This window comes from Streptomyces sp. NPDC002265 (assembly GCF_040296125.1).
Lineage (GTDB): Bacteria > Actinomycetota > Actinomycetes > Streptomycetales > Streptomycetaceae > Streptomyces.
Map to the genome: position 1 here is coordinate 1 of NZ_JBEOWS010000236.1, position 15,446 is coordinate 15,446.

At 68.0% G+C, this 15,446-nt stretch carries 10 protein-coding genes and 2 pseudogenes; 6 read left to right on the forward strand and 6 right to left on the reverse strand.

Annotated elements, in window-relative coordinates; genetic code table 11:
* Positions 1-304: 304 nt before the first annotated feature.
* Both ABT085_RS31770 and ABT085_RS31775 read left to right on the forward strand, forming a co-directional pair.
* Complete coding sequence (locus tag ABT085_RS31770; RefSeq protein ID WP_351615647.1) at positions 305-667, forward strand: hypothetical protein; 363 nt, start codon at positions 305-307, stop codon at positions 665-667.
* Positions 664-983 (forward strand): annotated as a pseudogene (locus ABT085_RS31775) (nucleotidyl transferase AbiEii/AbiGii toxin family protein); the annotation flags it as partial. The gene ABT085_RS31770 and the pseudogene ABT085_RS31775, both read left to right, overlap by 4 nt.
* 89 nt (positions 984-1,072) lie before the next feature.
* Here the strand turns inward: ABT085_RS31775 and ABT085_RS31780 are convergent.
* The 3 genes from ABT085_RS31780 to ABT085_RS31790 all read right to left on the reverse strand — a co-directional run bounded on the left by ABT085_RS31780 (position 1,073) and on the right by ABT085_RS31790 (position 6,611).
* Positions 1,073-1,519, reverse strand: coding sequence for a hypothetical protein (locus tag ABT085_RS31780; protein ID WP_351615650.1), 447 nt, complete (start codon positions 1,517-1,519; stop codon positions 1,073-1,075).
* Between the two features lie 54 nt (positions 1,520-1,573).
* Positions 1,574-2,119, reverse strand: a complete 546-nt coding sequence (locus ABT085_RS31785; RefSeq protein ID WP_351615652.1) for a hypothetical protein — start codon at positions 2,117-2,119, stop codon at positions 1,574-1,576.
* A 1,870-nt stretch (positions 2,120-3,989) separates the two neighbouring features.
* Positions 3,990-6,611, reverse strand: a complete 2,622-nt coding sequence (locus ABT085_RS31790) for a DEAD/DEAH box helicase (RefSeq protein ID WP_351615655.1) — start codon at positions 6,609-6,611, stop codon at positions 3,990-3,992.
* A 124-nt stretch (positions 6,612-6,735) separates the two neighbouring features.
* Here ABT085_RS31790 and ABT085_RS31795 point away from each other — a divergent pair, with 124 nt between their 5' ends.
* Complete coding sequence (locus tag ABT085_RS31795; RefSeq protein WP_351615658.1) at positions 6,736-9,732, forward strand: DEAD/DEAH box helicase; 2,997 nt, start codon at positions 6,736-6,738, stop codon at positions 9,730-9,732.
* 494 nt (positions 9,733-10,226) lie between these two features.
* Here ABT085_RS31795 and ABT085_RS31800 read toward each other — a convergent pair whose 3' ends face one another.
* Complete coding sequence (locus ABT085_RS31800) at positions 10,227-10,709, reverse strand: cupin domain-containing protein (protein WP_189189230.1); 483 nt, start codon at positions 10,707-10,709, stop codon at positions 10,227-10,229.
* A gap of 801 nt (positions 10,710-11,510) precedes the next feature.
* Positions 11,511-12,476 (reverse strand): helix-turn-helix transcriptional regulator, encoded by a 966-nt coding sequence (locus ABT085_RS31805; protein ID WP_351615661.1) that lies wholly within the window; start codon positions 12,474-12,476, stop codon positions 11,511-11,513.
* 63 nt (positions 12,477-12,539) lie between these two features.
* On the opposite strand from ABT085_RS31805, the gene ABT085_RS31810 reads away from it, so the two are divergent.
* Together ABT085_RS31810 and ABT085_RS31815 are read left to right on the forward strand one after the other, a co-directional pair.
* Positions 12,540-12,926, forward strand: coding sequence for a VOC family protein (locus ABT085_RS31810; protein ID WP_351615664.1), 387 nt, complete (start codon positions 12,540-12,542; stop codon positions 12,924-12,926).
* A 2-nt stretch (positions 12,927-12,928) separates the two neighbouring features.
* Complete coding sequence (locus tag ABT085_RS31815) at positions 12,929-13,255, forward strand: putative quinol monooxygenase (RefSeq protein WP_351615667.1); 327 nt, start codon at positions 12,929-12,931, stop codon at positions 13,253-13,255.
* A gap of 369 nt (positions 13,256-13,624) precedes the next feature.
* Here ABT085_RS31815 and ABT085_RS31820 read toward each other — a convergent pair whose 3' ends face one another.
* Complete coding sequence (locus ABT085_RS31820) at positions 13,625-13,801, reverse strand: hypothetical protein (protein ID WP_351615670.1); 177 nt, start codon at positions 13,799-13,801, stop codon at positions 13,625-13,627.
* Positions 13,802-14,834: 1,033 nt separating this feature from the next.
* Here ABT085_RS31820 and ABT085_RS31825 point away from each other — a divergent pair.
* Positions 14,835-15,152: pseudogene (locus ABT085_RS31825) on the forward strand (cellulose-binding protein); the annotation flags it as partial.
* Positions 15,153-15,446 lie beyond the last annotated feature (294 nt).

Sequence of the window (15,446 nt, forward strand, 5' to 3'; positions counted from 1 at the left end):
AAGCGGGCAGAGGGCAGCAGGGGGAGGGGGGCACGGGCACATGAGCAGAACTCGCTCTGGCCTGCCGGACAACCCTGCACCTGGCGACGGTCCTGGTCTCAGCGCATGACGCTGACCAAGCGCCCTGACACTTTCAAGCAAGGCTCTGCCGCCCAGGACCGGTGTCCCTGAGCGGCAGCCTTGTGGTTGTCGATCTGTGTCTGGAGTGACGTCGTCCGGCTGGAGGGCGGCGTTCGACCTGTACGTAGGGCAGGAGGACCCTGTATGCGCCCTGCCTCTGCCTCCCGCCCGCGATACTGGAAACATGGATGCGGCCACTCCCGACCCCCGCGCCGAGGTGCTGCGGGACCGTTACCGCAGTCGGCTGCCCGAGCGCCTGCAGGAGCTGGACGGACCCACCCGGGGCACTGTCGACCTGCCGCTGCACATCGTCTGGTCCGGGCGGACGAGCTACAGCCTGGACCGTCCGAAGTCCCGCATGACGCTCTACCGGACGGTCCTGGCCGAGGGCCTGCGCGAAGACCTGGCCGCCTTCCTGCACCACCGGCTGCTGGCCGAGCAGTGGCCCGTTCTGCGCCGCCTGGCCAGCTCCTGCATCCGTGAGGTCTGGGAGGACGCCTTCCACGAACTGCCCCGCACCACTGCGACCGGCACGACCGCCGCGTGAAGCTCACCGCGCCCCACGCGCGTCTCCTCGCCGACATCCTCGACATCGGCTCCCCCTAATCCACTGGTCCTCACCGGGGGATACGCCGTACAGGCCCACGGCCTGGTCGGACGCCTCAGCCGCGACCTCGACGTCGCCACCGAGAACCCGGCCTCCGACGGATGAGATCGTCGCCTTCCTCACAGCGGGACTTGCCGCGCGCGGATGGCAGACCACACATGTGCAGACCGACCCGCTCAGCGGCCGGTTCCTCGTCACCGACCCGGACACCGGCGAGGAGTGCGAGGCCGATGTCCTCAAGGAGGCGTTCTGGGCCCGCTGGCCCAGATCCTGACGGCCCTGCCGTCGGCGGTCCGGGCCGTTGGGGCTGGCCTCTGGTGAGTTGCTCGTTAGCTCGTCGTGGACTCAAGCCGCTGTTCCGTCGACAGGCATGTAGTGCCGGATGGGGCCTCGACGTGAGGGGAGTTCGTCTCCGACGGTGATGCCGAGGTGCGGGTAGAGGGCCTGCACTTCGTCCGGGTGGAGCGGGTGGTCTGCGAGAGGCAGCGCGACTTTCCCTGTTCCTCCCGGTTCCTCGGCCCATTCTCCGCCGGCGTCGACGGGCCAAATGCGGCAGACCACTCCACCGGCCACCACGACGAGCAGGCGCAAGGTCGGCCGCCGGTCCTTGGACACGCTCCAGTACCGGCTGTCTGCCTCCCGCTGGACGGCGTCGCTCCGGCCGGTCTCACCGTAGGGGTGGCCGTCCGATCCGGTGCCTCGTTTGTCCTTGGAGCGGTAGATCACCAGGGCGCTGTCCGGCGTCGGCCGACCGGCGGCGGGTGCGGTCAGGGGAGATCTCGTGGTGGCCATGAGAGGGGATCCTTTCTGCGCTGGGCACTGTCGGAAGGGCCGCAGCCCGCTTGGCTACCCGCGGATGCTGCTGCCGGGGCAGGTTGCGTCAGCCGGCCGCGGCCAGGTCTTGTCGAACCATTCGAGGAACGGCACGACGCCGCCCACCTTGGCGATGCGGTCGTGAATCGCCCGCTGGTCGTGTCCGGCGATGAAGTTGCGGCCCGAGGGGGTCTGGCTGCCGCATCCGCAGGCGCACAGAGTCCTGTCGAACGGGGAGTCGACGTACTGGACCGGGTTCTGGCTCTTGCCCACCGGCGCGTCGCCCCCCACGTACGCGTCATACACCGGGTCACCGGACTTGAGGATGGTGCCGTTGACGGTGCGCCGGCCGTCGAGGCCGGCGGCAGTGATGTTGTCGATCTCCACAGCCAGGACGACGATGCCTTTGGCGGTGAACAGCGCGTAGCGCTCGCGGTCGGCGCGGGTGCCGAGCCGCCAGCGGCCTCGTCCCGCTGCGTAGACCTCCTCGTCGGTCAGTCCCGGGCGCCAGCCCGCAGTGCAATTCCCGTACTCGTCTTCCAGGAACGTCCGGTAGTTGCCGAGCGCGATGGTGAGCATGTCCGCCCTTCCGGTCTCCCCGCCAATACTCTTCATGCCGGGTTCGCAAGTCAAAGGTAGGGGCTGTTGCGATACTTCACAACCCCGGGATTCCAAGTATTTCCTGCGGAGGGTGCCTCCACGTCTTTCGTAGGGCGAGGCGTGGGGGGCGGGGTTTGCAGATGGTGCCGTCGCGGCGCATGGCGGACAGTGCGTTGACGCATTGTCGGGCCCGGCGGCACCATCCCCCACATCATCAGCTCGACAGAGGGACCAGCCATGCCGGGCCCGCAGGCCAGCGGCTCTCTTGCAGGACCGCGAAGAAGATGACGGGGCGGGGTGGTGGTGGGTCAGGCCGCCGATGCGGGCGCCGGAGCTTGACCGGCCACGGTGACGCCGGGCTGTGTGTTGTACCGCTGCGGCGGATGTGACCCGATGTGGTGAAGGGGCTGTTGAGAAGCAAGGGCGGAGTCCGACGGGTCGGGTGTGTGACGTCGGATGATCGGCTCGGACCGTTCTGTGTCACCTCGACTGGTGGTGCAGCGTTTTGGCGTGCCGTCGCCTTTTCCTGGGGTGCGGGCCGCTCTCAGCAGGGGGCGCCCGGTAGTCGGCGGACGGAGACGGTGTGGGAACAGCGAACGACCTGGCGCCGGCCCGTGCGGCCTCGGCTGCTGCTGGTGGTGCGGCCGGGCGGGGCTGTGAGGCGGGCGGATGGCGCTGTGCTCGGCTCCGATACCGGGGACGGGGCGTTCGTCTGCCGGGGGGGCAGGCGTGGACGCGCTGGGGATTCGGGGGCGTAGGCCGCCCAGAATGCGCCAGCCCCACGACTCGTACAGTGCGTGAACCTTGGCGTGATCCTGGTCGACGATCAGAGTGGCACGTTCCTTGGCCCGGTCGGCGAGGAGAGCGTCGTGCAGCCGCCGAGCCGTGCCGGCTTTCCGCCGCGAGACGCGGACCAGCAGCTTGCTGAGGGCGAAGGTGGGAGTGCCAGTTCCATCGACCACGTCGGCCGACACTACCGCCCCACCATGAGACGCCGCGCGGGAGAGGGCGCCGTGGGCGTAACCGACGGGCTGGGCCTGGTCGTAGCCCATCGCGCAGCTCCAGCCGGGCCGCGGTGGCTCCAGCCGTCGAGGTTCTTCGCGAACCCGACGGCGCCGCAGCCGGGTTGATGGGGTTGCCTTCGGGTCGCCCTAGGCTGGTGGATGGTCAAGTGGTGCGTGGGTGCCCGCAACTTGTGGCGACCTAGTTGTTGTGGGGGAGGATCAACTGATGACCGTATGCGTGTGCACAGCGTGCCCGTTCCAAGCTGACGATCTCGACGATTTGCAGAGGCACTGACGGGAGACGGGTCACGTCGGCATCTGCAAGAGCGAGGCCGGGCCAGCCAGAGGCAAGCTTACCAAGCGTCTGTTGGTAGCTCAGGGCGTGACCATTACCGCCTTCGGAGCCTCCATCGTGGCGTGCACGTACCTGTACGCCAAGTGGCAGGATGCAGAGGCGGAGAACGCGTACCTGAAGTCACCCAGCGGCGCAGGCCGGAACCTCAAGAATCACGATAAGGGCCGCGACAAGGGATGAGCTGGGGTGCGGCCTGCGCCGTCGATCGGCTACTTCAAGTGCGACATCCTGCGTATATCAGGCGTCCTGCTAACGCAATCACAAGTCAGGCAGAATCGATCCTGCTCGATGCGAAGTTCCTGGTGGAGAAGGTTGCTCTTGGTCGACAACCCGCCTGCTGGGGGCTTCGTCGTCCCGTCACCGCGACTGCTCGACCGTCACAGCCAGGGGGGAAGGGGCTCGCTGTCGCCCAACTCGCCCTGACCACCACCTGCGGGGTGGGAGAGCTGAGGGCGCGTGGGCAGGCCGGCTGCACCCGGCCCCGCCTCTGTCAGCCATTCATGAGGAGACGCTCGCGTTCCGCGGCGACGATCTCCCGTGTCAGCTCGGCGTCGGTGATGTCGAACGCTTCCGGGGCGCTGTCGGCGGTTGCGGAGACGCGGGCGACCTCCGCGAAGAGTTGGTTCTTGCGTGCGAGGATCTCGATGATGCGCTGGTCGACGCCCTCTTCGGAGAGCAGTCGGTGTACCTGTACCGACTCCAGCTGTCCCATCCTGTGGGCGCGGCCGATGGCCTGCCACTCGGTCGTGGGCTTGAGCTGGGGCTCACAGATCACGACGACGGACGCGGACTGAATGTTCAGGCCGACGCCGCCTGCCACGATCTGCGCGACGAGGACGGCCCCGTGCGGGGCTCGGGAGAAGTCGTCGACCATGCTCTGTCGCGTCGCGGCGGGTACGGAGCCGGTCAGGGGTCCGAACACCTTGCCCGGCAGATGCGACGCCACTGCGTCGAGGACGTCGCGGAAGTATGAGAAGACCAGCACCTTGCGTTGGTTCTCCTCCGCCTCCGCGACGATGTCGGTGAGGCGCTGCATCTTCTCGGACTCGGCTCCGGCGCGAAGGGCTGCCTGGCGCATGGCCATGAAGTTGCTGTCGAGGACGGCCGCTCGGTAGTGCTGCTCATCGGCGCGGGACATCGGCAGCCACTCGTCGATGTCCAGCCGTTCCGGGAGCTCAGTGAGGACGTCTTCTTGGTTGCGACGCAAGTACGCCGGGGCTACTTGCTTGCGGAACTGACGAGGGGAAAGCTCCGAGGCGTCGACCGGAAGGTCCGGCCGGAGGTAGCCGATGAGATTGCGGAATTCCTCGATTCGGTTCTCCAGCGGGGTGCCGGTGAGCAGCACTGCTCGTTCGGAGCGCCGGATCAGGGCCGTGGAGCGCTGGGTGCGCTTGGCGAGGGGATTTTTGATGTAGTGCGCTTCGTCGAACACCAGGCATGCCGGTTCGGCGCGTTCGGGGATCCGGCTGTCCAGCCATCCGAGGATGTCGTATGTGGTGACCGCGACTCCGCCGCCGCGGATCCAGGACCTCAGCGCGTCGTCGCGTGAAGGTCCGTGGAGGCGGTATGCCCGCAGGGAGGACTTGGCCTGGACTTCGCGCACCCAGTTGGTTACGACCGCGGCCGGGCACACGACCAGGAAGTGGGAGGATCCCTTGGCGCGCAGGTGGGCGAGGACCGCGAGGGATTCGACCGTCTTGCCCAGGCCCATCTCGTCGCCGATGACGACCTTCCGCTGCACGATCGCGAAGCGGGCGCCGAAGGACTGGTATCCGCGCAGAGACGCCTTGAGATGCGTGGTGTCGAGGGTGAGTTCGCGGACCGCCTCGACGATGTCGGCCGACAGGTCGCCTTGGCTCTTCTCGGCGTCGTCGGCGAGGAATCCGAGTTCCGCGAGCATCGCGTAGTAGTCGGCCGGCCGGGCGAGGAAGTCCTCCCAGGGGTCGCCACCCGCGGCGGCGTTCCCGTGGCCGAGCGCTGCCCCGCGTCTTTCGACGGCGGCCAGTGCGGTACGCAGTTCGGCGACGGGGCGAGATTGGGGGATGAGCACCACGTGGGAGGTCTGGGCCTGAAGGTTATGGAGGAGCGGTCGTACCGCGTCGGCGGCGGCGAGGTCTGCCGTCGCGCTGCGGATCGAGCGCGCCGCGTCCCAGGCCCGCATCGCCGTGAGGAGCTTCGTGGTGGCCTGCGAGCGGTTCTTGATGTCGATGCGGATCGGCATCTCGTCCATCGTGGTCTGCCAGATGGTCTGCGCGGCGCCGACCATCCGGTTGCCCGTCGTGTCCCCGACTCCCGGGAGAGACCGGATCCGTGACTGCTGGTCGAGGACCTGCCCTACGGTCCTGATTCCGGCGTCGATCAGCGCTGTGATGCGTAGTTGGCCGCTGGTCGCCTCCTTGAGCCGTTCGACGGGGATCTCTGCGACCAGCTTGCGCACCTCGGCCTGCCGGACGGCGTTGCCTGCGGTGGTGACGGCCTTCTTGAACTCGCTTTCGCGGTGCAGGGCCCGGTCGATCGAGGTGATCGCGTTCCTGGCGGCATCCAGTTCATGCCGTGCGACGAGTTCGGGGCGGGTGCCGAGGTGGTGACGGAAGCCGACCCGTTCGTCGAGGACGTCCGAGGGCCTTGCCGCCGGGACGGCCTTGCTGTCGTGGGCCGCCAGGCTTTCCAGCTGGGGTATGAGCCGGGTGCTCTTGATCTCCTCCTGGAGGGCCAGGAGGGAGGTGGCAGCCTGCTCGGCTTCCTTCTTGCGGTTCTTGCCCGCGAAGATGCGGCGGGCGCCGAACAGGGCGCGCACGGCCGTCAGTGCCTGTCCGGCGTCGTCGGTCAGCCGGCGGATGCTCTGCTGGGTGTCGACTGCGATCACGGGAAGGGCTTGGCGGCGGGCCAGGGCGGTCATCAGTCCGGCATCGGAGGGCGAGACCTGCAGGGCGCGCCATGAGGTGGTGGTCTTGGTTCCGAGCGAGACCACACGGTCGAGGAGCTGCCTGGCGGCGTCCTCCGCCGCTGCCTCGACGGGCTCACGCCGCTCGGCGATGCCCGCAGCGAGCTTGTGCCAACCGCTGACTGTGTCCAGCTCATCACGCAGGTGATGACGTGCTTCTCGCTCCATTGCCCCCGCCGACTCGCAATACCCCTGAGAAGATTAGCGACCCGAGTCGATCAAGTCGACTGGATCACGACATCGCCGGAACGCCCGAGTAACGTCCGGCAGCTGCCAAGCGGAGGTTGTGCACGTGTTGCTGGAGGAGCTCAAGCCGGGTCTGCGGATCGAGGGACTGATACCGGCGGAGGTTGTCACGCTCATCGCCGCCCAGCCGCACGGCGGGAACGCGGTCGAGTTGACCTTCAAGACCGCGGGGGGCGCTCTCGATCAGCAGATCGTCTTCCGGAGGGACGAGGGCAGGCTCGACATCGCGCGCAGCGGCAGTCGCGCCTTCGACGCAGGCGTGCGCGACTTCACGTTGGCCGCCGAGGCTCAGCGGATCTCGCTGGCCGGCCTGTTCGACCCGATGCTGGCCGTGGCGACCAGCGACGTCCAGCCGCTCCCGCACCAGATCCGCGCCGTGTACGGCGAGCTCCTGCCCCGAACCCCGCTGCGCTTCCTGCTCGCCGACGACCCGGGCGCGGGAAAGACGATCATGGCAGGGCTCTACATCAAGGAGCTGCTGTTGCGCGACGACGTCAGCCGGTGCCTCGTCGTGGCTCCGGGAGGCCTGGTCGAACAGTGGCAGGACGAGCTCTTCTTCAAGTTCGGCCTCCGTTTCGACCTGTTGACGAGCCAGCTCGCCGACACCCAGCTCCATCTCAATGTCTTCGAGGCCCACCCGCTCCTCATCGCCCGCATGGACCAGCTCTCCCGCAACGAGCACCTGAAGACGCAGCTGCGGGAGACGGACTGGGACCTGATCGTCGTGGACGAGGCGCACCGCATGGGGGGTCACTACTTCGGCGGCAAGGCGGAGAAGACCAAGCGATTCCAACTCGGTGAGATGCTCGGGGAGATCACGCGTCACCTGCTCCTGATGACCGCGACCCCGCACTCGGGGAAGGAGGAGGACTTCCAGCTCTTCCTCACCCTGCTGGACCGTGATCGATTCGAGGGCCGTCAGAAGCAGAGCACCGATGTCGGCGGGATCATGCGACGCATGATCAAGGAGGACCTGCTCACCTTCGACGGCAGGAAGCTCTTTCCCGAGCGACTGGCGGAGACCGTCCCCTACGAGCTCACGGCACTCGAGTACGACCTGTACGAGGATGTCACCCACTATGTCCGAGAGGGGATGAACCGCGCCGACCGTATCGGAGGCACACGCAAGAACACCGTGGGCTTCGCACTCACCGTGCTGCAGCGCCGACTGGCCTCCAGCCCCGAGGCGATCTACAAGAGTCTCCTGCGGCGGACCGAGCGCCTGGAACGCAGGAAACAGGAGATCCTCGACGGCACCTGGCGCGAGAACCTGCCAGCCGTGGACCTTGCCTCCTTCGACCACGACGACTTCGACGCCCAGGCGATCGAGGAGATCGAGGAGGAACTCCTCGACGCCGCGACGGCGGCACAAACGGTCGACGAGCTCGATGCCGAGCTTGTCGAACTGAGACAGTTGGTGCGCACGGCGCAGCGGGTCCGTGAGACAGGCACGGACCGCAAGTGGACCGAGCTGTCCGCCCTCTTGAGGGACCACGCGCTGGTGACGGACGCCGAGGGATACCCGCGCAAACTGATCATCTTCACCGAACACCGCGACACCCTGAGCTACTTGCAGGCCAAGATCAGCTCGCTGCTCGGGACGGCCGACGCCGTCAAGGCCATTCACGGCGGCGTACGCCGGGCGGAACGCCGCCAGATCACCGAGGAGTTCACCAGGAACCGCGACGTTCGCATCCTGCTGGCCACCGACGCCGCGGGCGAGGGCCTCAACCTGCAGGCCGCACATCTCATGATCAACTACGACCTGCCCTGGAACCCCAACCGGATCGAACAGCGCTTCGGCCGCATCCACCGCATCGGTCAGGAAGAGGTCTGCCGGCTCTGGAATCTCGTCGCCTCCAACACCCGCGAGGGCGAGGTCTTCACCCGGCTGCTGGAGAAACTGGAGCAGATGCGCCAGACGTACGGCGGGAAGGTCTTCGACGTCCTGGGCGAGGCGTTCGCCGACACCCCACTGCGAGACCTCCTCCTCGACGCGATCCAGTACGGTGAGCAGCCGGCTGTGAAGGGCAGGATGCGGGAGGTCATCGACAGCACCGTCGGAGACGGCCTCAAGAATCTCCTGGACGAACGTGCGCTCGCTTCGGAGCACCTCTCGAATGCCGACCTCCGTGTTCTGCGCGAAGCCATGGACGATGCCCGCACCCGGCGGCTGGAGCCGCACGACATCGAATCGGCCTTCAAGGAGGCCTTCACCCGGCTCGGCGGCCGCATCGTCAAGCGGGGGCCCGGCCGCTACGAGATCGTCCACGTCCCGCAGCACGTCCGGTCGGCGGGCAACGGTCCCATCGCCACCAAGTACGACCACGTCACCTTCGACCTCGGCCACATCCAGCCCGACGAGCGCACCCACGCCGATCTGCTCGCCCCCGGCCACCCCCTTCACGACGCCGTGATGGCGGAAACCGTCCGGCAGTTCGGAGGCGCCCTCAACCGGGGCACCATCCTCGTCTCCGCCGCTCTCGGCGCGCCCCACCTCCTCGTCGGGGTCGTCGAAGAGATCGTCGACGGTACCGGCGAGTCGGTGGCCCGACGGTTCTCCTACGCCTACGTCGACAGCAACGCCACCGTGCGCCCGGCCGGTCCCGCGCCCTACCTCGACTGCGCCGCGGCGCCCGACGGTGCGGCGACCGACATCGTGCGCGGACTGCCCTGGCTGGCAGATGCCGAGTCCGAAGCGACCAGCTGGATCATCGCCCACCGGCTCCCCGCATACCTAGCCGAGGTCCAGCCGCGCCGCCTGGCCGAGCTGATCAAGACCCGGGAACTGGTGACCAAGCGCTTGACCTCGGAGCGTGAGCGGCTGCTCCTCGATGCCGCGGCTGCCTCCGAGAAGGAACGGAGAGGAGAGAAGCCCAAGGAGTCTTCGGAGAGTCTCCACCGAAAGGCCGTCGAGCTCGATGGGCGCCTGCGCAAGCGACTCGACCTGCTCGAGCAGCAGCAGCAGATGTCGACGAAGCCACCGCATCTCCTCACCGCTGCACTGGTATTGAGCCCTGCCGATCTCCCCTTCTGGGCCTGAGCCAGTTGGCCGGCGGAGGATGGGGCAGGTGCTGCTTCTGCAGAGAAGGCGGGCGGTGGGCGGGCGTCGGTCGGGTGTGTCGGCGTTGTGCGTGGGGAGCAACCAGGACGGTAACGGGCCCCCGGTCCTGACCGTGATGATCCGCGCTACTGCATAGCCCGTCGCAGGTGCGGGGCACCATCCTTCGATGGTCAAGATGGCGTTCGCGGCAAGGGGACCACCCCCGCAGCCTTGCCGCCGACGGGCAGAAGCGTGCCGCGATCGCAGCGCCACGGCCGAAGATCACGCCGACGTGCTTAAAGGGGGCAAGCCATCTCATACCTAATTTTTGGCACTTGGTCGCCGCGCGCCGCGCGCCGCGCGCCGCGCGGTCGCGAACGCCAGGCCCCGGCGGTGACCGGCCGCCCGGTGAGCCGCTCGGTGCTCGGCTACCCTGCGGTCTCACGAGGAGCCGCCAGGTGGGACCGCGCCGGGGCGGCACCCGGTGGGACGGGCTACTCCACGAAGTACGAGTCGTGTTCGTCGAGGAACCTGGCTCGCTCCTCATCCGTGGCATGGGCCAGCTGCGACAGTCCCTCGAAGTACTTCTCACGCGGTGCGCCCGGTGCGAAGAGCAGCAGCATTTGAGCCGGCGCGTCGGAGTCGTTGCGGTAGGCGTGAAGTCCACCCTGCGGCACGTGCAAGAAGTCGCCCTTCTGCGCGTCGACCCACTCCTCGCCGTTGAAAAGGCGAACGGTTCCGTCGAGGATGAAGAACGACTCCGAGATGGACCGATGGAAATGCGTCTTGGGGCCGCCTGCCTTCGGACTCATCTCGACTCGGTAGAGTCCGAACTCGCCTCGTGTGGTGGCTGTGGTCGCAAGATAGTGGATGGCGTCCTTGCCGGGCTCGCCGAGATTGGGTCCGGTGCTCTCCGGCCGGAAATTCGCGCTGATCTCGCCGCCATCTCCGAAATACACCTGCTTCGGGTACGACATGTACACCATTCCCTACGTATGCTTGACGCGACGTTGCATTGAGGGGGCGTGTGCAGGTCACCCCTCACAAGGGAGACCGGGTGCGACCACCATTTGTGACACGTCGCATCACCGCAGTTCCATGATCTCACGCGCGCAGTCGTTCCGTCAGTTCAGGTTCGAGTCCTGGTATCCCAGCCAGTCGGGCGCCGCCCACCCGGCGCCCGATCGACCCCGTCCAGGAGGCCCGGTCGGGTGACGGCGCAGAGTCTGTTCCCGGGCGCCGGCGGACCACCGGCACGCGGCAACGCAAGGAGCCGAGCCGGCGAGGGCGTTGAAGCCGGCGTGCGGCATCCGCGCCTTTGGTACCGCGGTGCGGTGAACGCCGAACACCGCCGTGCGCCCGGGGTCTCAGGGGTCCTCCCCGCCGACGCGGGGGTGCTCCGCTCGCCCGCAAGGTCGACGACAAGCTCGCCACGTCCTCTCCGTCGACGCGGGGGTGCTTCGGACATCGCGAAGGTGGCCGCGCTCCAGGCGCAGTCCTCCTCGCCGACGCGGGGGTCCCAAGGACGCCGTCCAGCGCGTGATGACGCAAGAACACCACCCTCAAGCGCCAGATCCGGCAACTCACCGGTGAGCGCCGAAGCCTGGAAGACCGGTTGAAGGGGGCAGGCGAGAACAACCGCTTCCTCGACAAGCGTGCCGCCGAACTCGAAGCCCAGCTTGCCGAGCTGTTGACCCAACGCGGGGCCATGGATCTGCCTTGACGCTCCGTAACTGCCTCGGCGGCCAGACGGTGTTCGTTCCCGGTGCAATGTCTCTCTACCGGGGCTGACCGTTCACGTTGTCCTCGAACAGTTCCCGGGTGCGGCGCAGCAGAGCCTGCCGTACGTCGTCCGGTGACAGGACCCGCAGTGGTGTGGCCAGGCTGAGGAGGTACCTGGCGAGCCCGTCCGCGTCGGGGCCGCCGATGTCGACGATGGTGGCGTCGGGACTTTCCGGGCGGTGGGTGCCGACCGTCTGCGGGATCAGCCGTAGCGCCTGGTCCATGGGCAGCGGGAGGCGGATCGTCACGTAGAGCGGGTAGGCACCGGTCGCGATGGAGCGGGAGACAAGCAGAGCCGGGTCAGGTGGGTCGACGAGCTCCACCGGGCGTCCGGTCGGCTGTATCTGGCCCACCCTGTCGGCGCGGAAGGTACGCCACTCCTCCCGTGTCACGTCGCGGGCGACGAAGTACCAACGGCGTCCGGTGTGCACCAGGCGGTACGGGTCGACATCCCGGACAGTGGCCTTTCCCATGCGGTCTCCATACGACAGGCGGCAACGCTCCGCCCGGCGACACGCGCCGGCCAGTTCCACCAGCATGCCGGGCGCGATCTGCGGCGCGTCGGGCCTTGTGGTGTGAACAAAGGCGGCGTCCATCTCGCCCAGCCGGTCCGCGATCCGGCTGGGCAGAACCTGTCGCAGTTTCAGCAGAGCGGACAGCGCGGCCTGGTCGCCGCCGAGAACGCCGCTGAGCGCGGCCTCGCGCAGCCCGACGGCCACGGCGAGCGCCTCTTCGCCATCGAGGAGCAGCGGCGGCACCCGGGATCCGGCGCGCAGGCGGTAACCGCCCCATGGCCCGGGATCGGACTCGACTGCGTAGCCGAGTTCCCGGAGCCTGGCGATGTCGCGGCGCACCGTGCGCTCGGTGACCGCCATGTGGTCGGCCAGTTCGCCGCAGGTCCACGACGGGCGTGCGGACAGCAGTGAGACCAGTCTCAGCAGGCGGGCGGATGTGCTGATCACATCGTGAAGTGTCCCGCATGACCAGGACCGAATCTGTCCTGGTCCCGTCATAGCGTCTTCCCCATGAGTACCGAAAACACGTCCGCACCCGCGATCCGCTACGCGGCCGTCACCTTCGACTGCCCGGACCCCGCCGAAATGGCCCGCTTCTACGGCGAGGCCCTCGGCCTGCCCGTCGCCTACTCCAGCGACGACTTCATCCTGCTCGGCAAGGAGGGCTCGGCCGGACTGGGGTTCAACCGGCTGGCCGACTACAGGCGCCCCACCTGGCCGGACCCTTCTCAGGAGAAGCAGGCCCACATCGAACTGGGCGTCGACGACCTGGAGTCCGCGCGGGCTCACCTGCTGGCTCTGGGTGCTGTCGAGCCCCCGACCCAGCCCCAGCCCGACCGATGGAGGGTCCTGCTGGACCCCGCCGGCCACCCGTTCTGCATCACCACCCTGGTCTGAACATGATCGGCAGACTGATGACCATGACCGCGCACCCAGGCAAGGGCGGCGCACTCGCCGCCGTCCTGCTCAGGGTCGCGGACAGGCTGCACAGCTTCCCCGGCTGCGAGATCTACCTGATCAGCCAGGACACAGCAGACCCGGACACGGTGCACGTCACCGAGGTCTGGCAGGACGAGGCCAGTGCGCAGGCCGCCCTCGCCGCTCCGCCGCGCGCCGACGGCCCCAGCCCCGCAGAAGTCCTCGCGCTGCTGTCGTCCCCACCGCACCGCACAGACCTCACCGTCCTGGGCGGAGTAGGCCTCCCCACTGCCGACGGCCAGCCCTGACAAACGCTCCTGATCGCAGGAATGGCCCGCTCGGAGGTCATTCCTGCGGCCGGGTCGCGCGCGACCGGCCTCTGGGCGCGGGGGTGGCCGCGGCGCTGGTGACGACTGTGGTCATCGCGATCGGCCTGGAGGACTGGCAGCAGGAACGTGGGCTGTACCGTCCGCCCGCGCTGACATGCAGCGTCGTTGCCGTCACCGCCGGTCCCGGCCGTCCCGCCCCTCTGTCGTCCATCGGGCCCTTCGGGCGGCCTCGGCGGCACGGTGGATGTGCAGGGGCAGCGCGACGGGTTGACCGCCCTGTCTGCCGGGCTTGCGCGCTGCCGTCTGCGGCAACTGAAGTGCAACGGCTCGGCAGCCGCAGGAGCACTGTCAGCCGACGACGTGGTTGAAGAACGGCACCGCGACGCCGGCGGCGGCGGCCCCCGTGAGGAACGCCTGTGCCAGAACCGCTCCAGCGAGGACGGCGAGTACCCCTGCGCCGATACCGACAAGCAGCCCCATGAGAAGGATCAGTGCCGCACGCATCGACAACAGAGGACCGTTCATTTCCGACTCCTAGAGCAGGGGAGCGGCTGCTGTTCGCCGCTCATCCACAGCCACCTTCGAAGTGACCCGGGGTGTTGCGGAACGGAAACGGCGGCTGTTTCCACAGATGGCAACACTTGTCCCGGCTGCTTTGTCCCCGGAGCCCAGCGCTGGCGGTCACAGTAGGAACGTACGAGAACGCCTCGCACGAGGAGGGCATGTGCACGCAGATGAACGCTGGGCCGGCAGCGACGGCGGTCCGGGGGCGCCGTTCGAGGACGTGGAGGATGTTGCCGGGCTGGGCCCCCTCCCCGACGATCTGCAGCCCGAGGTCCGCGACTTCGTATGCGCGATGCGTGGTCTGTTCAAGCCGACCGGGAAGACGCTTCGGCAGTTCGCGGCGTACCACCACTTCAGCGCGCCCTCGGTGTCCCGGTATCTGAGCGGCAAGCGCCTCCCGGACAAGAACTTCATCGACGCCCTGTTGAAGTCTGCCTGCAAGGCTCACGATGTCGATCTCACCCCCGATGTGCAGGGCTACGCCTACCGCCTGCACCGTGAGGCGCTCCTCGCTCAACAGCCCGGCCGCTACCGGCTGCAGATGGCAAGCGACGAGCTGGAGGAGGCGATTTTGCAGAGGGAACAGGCTGAGCTGCAGATCCGGGATCTGCAGCTCAGTGTTTCCGACCAGAAACACGAGCTGAACCGGCTGGAGCGGCAGAAACGCGAGATCGAGCGCGATGCTGCCGAAGAGCGGGGCCAGACGGCAGCGGCGATCGAGGTCTACCGCGGCCGGCAACGGGACCTCGAGGAGCAGTGCGATGAGCTGCGCGAGGAGATCGGCCGCCTGGAGGCGGAACTTGCGCAGGCCGAGCGTGACCGTGACGACGCACGGGTCCGCTGCACGGAACTGGAGCGAGAGATCGCCAGTGTCGAGGAGGACGTTGAGCGCGAGGCACTCGAAGTGCAGGTCAAGGAGGCGCGGCAGAACATGGCAGACGCTTCCGACCTTGCCGAGGAGCGCCTCGTGGAACTCCGCCATGCGGCGCAACAGGCAGAGAGCCTTCGTGATGAGGCGGCCCGCGATGCGCAGGTCAAGCGTGCGCAGGCCGACGCGATGCTCGAGGAAACTCGAACTAAGGCCGCGCAGGCTGCCGCAGACCTCGAGACGAACCTGGCCAAACGCCGCGAGCAGTCCGAGCGCGACCTGGCAGCACGTCAGCAGAAGGCCGAGAAGCGCTTGGCAGAGATCGAGCACCGCGCGGAGCACCTCCGCTTGGAGGCTGAGAAGCTGGCCACCGATGCCGAGCGTCGTGCCCGCAACACCGTGGAGGCGGCACAGCGCCAGGCAGATGACATTGCTGCCGGGGCGGCTCCCTCCACCCTCCCGACGCCGGAACCGCGGCATACACCGCAGCCCCAAATCCAGGAGGTCGGCGAACCCTCGTGGTTCGCAGAGGCCTGGCCGCCGACCAGGACACCGAAGTGACATGGGGTGCTGAGTGTTCGGCGGCCGAACGTTACGGTAGCGGGCATTGCCGGGAACGAGGCGACGGGCCTGCGCGGCATCCCGACCGTTCCCATGTCAGCCACTCGCGCACGACGCCGGGGTCGGTGGCGGGGAGGACTTCATCAAGTCCAGTTTCAACGCCACCGTCGACGCAAC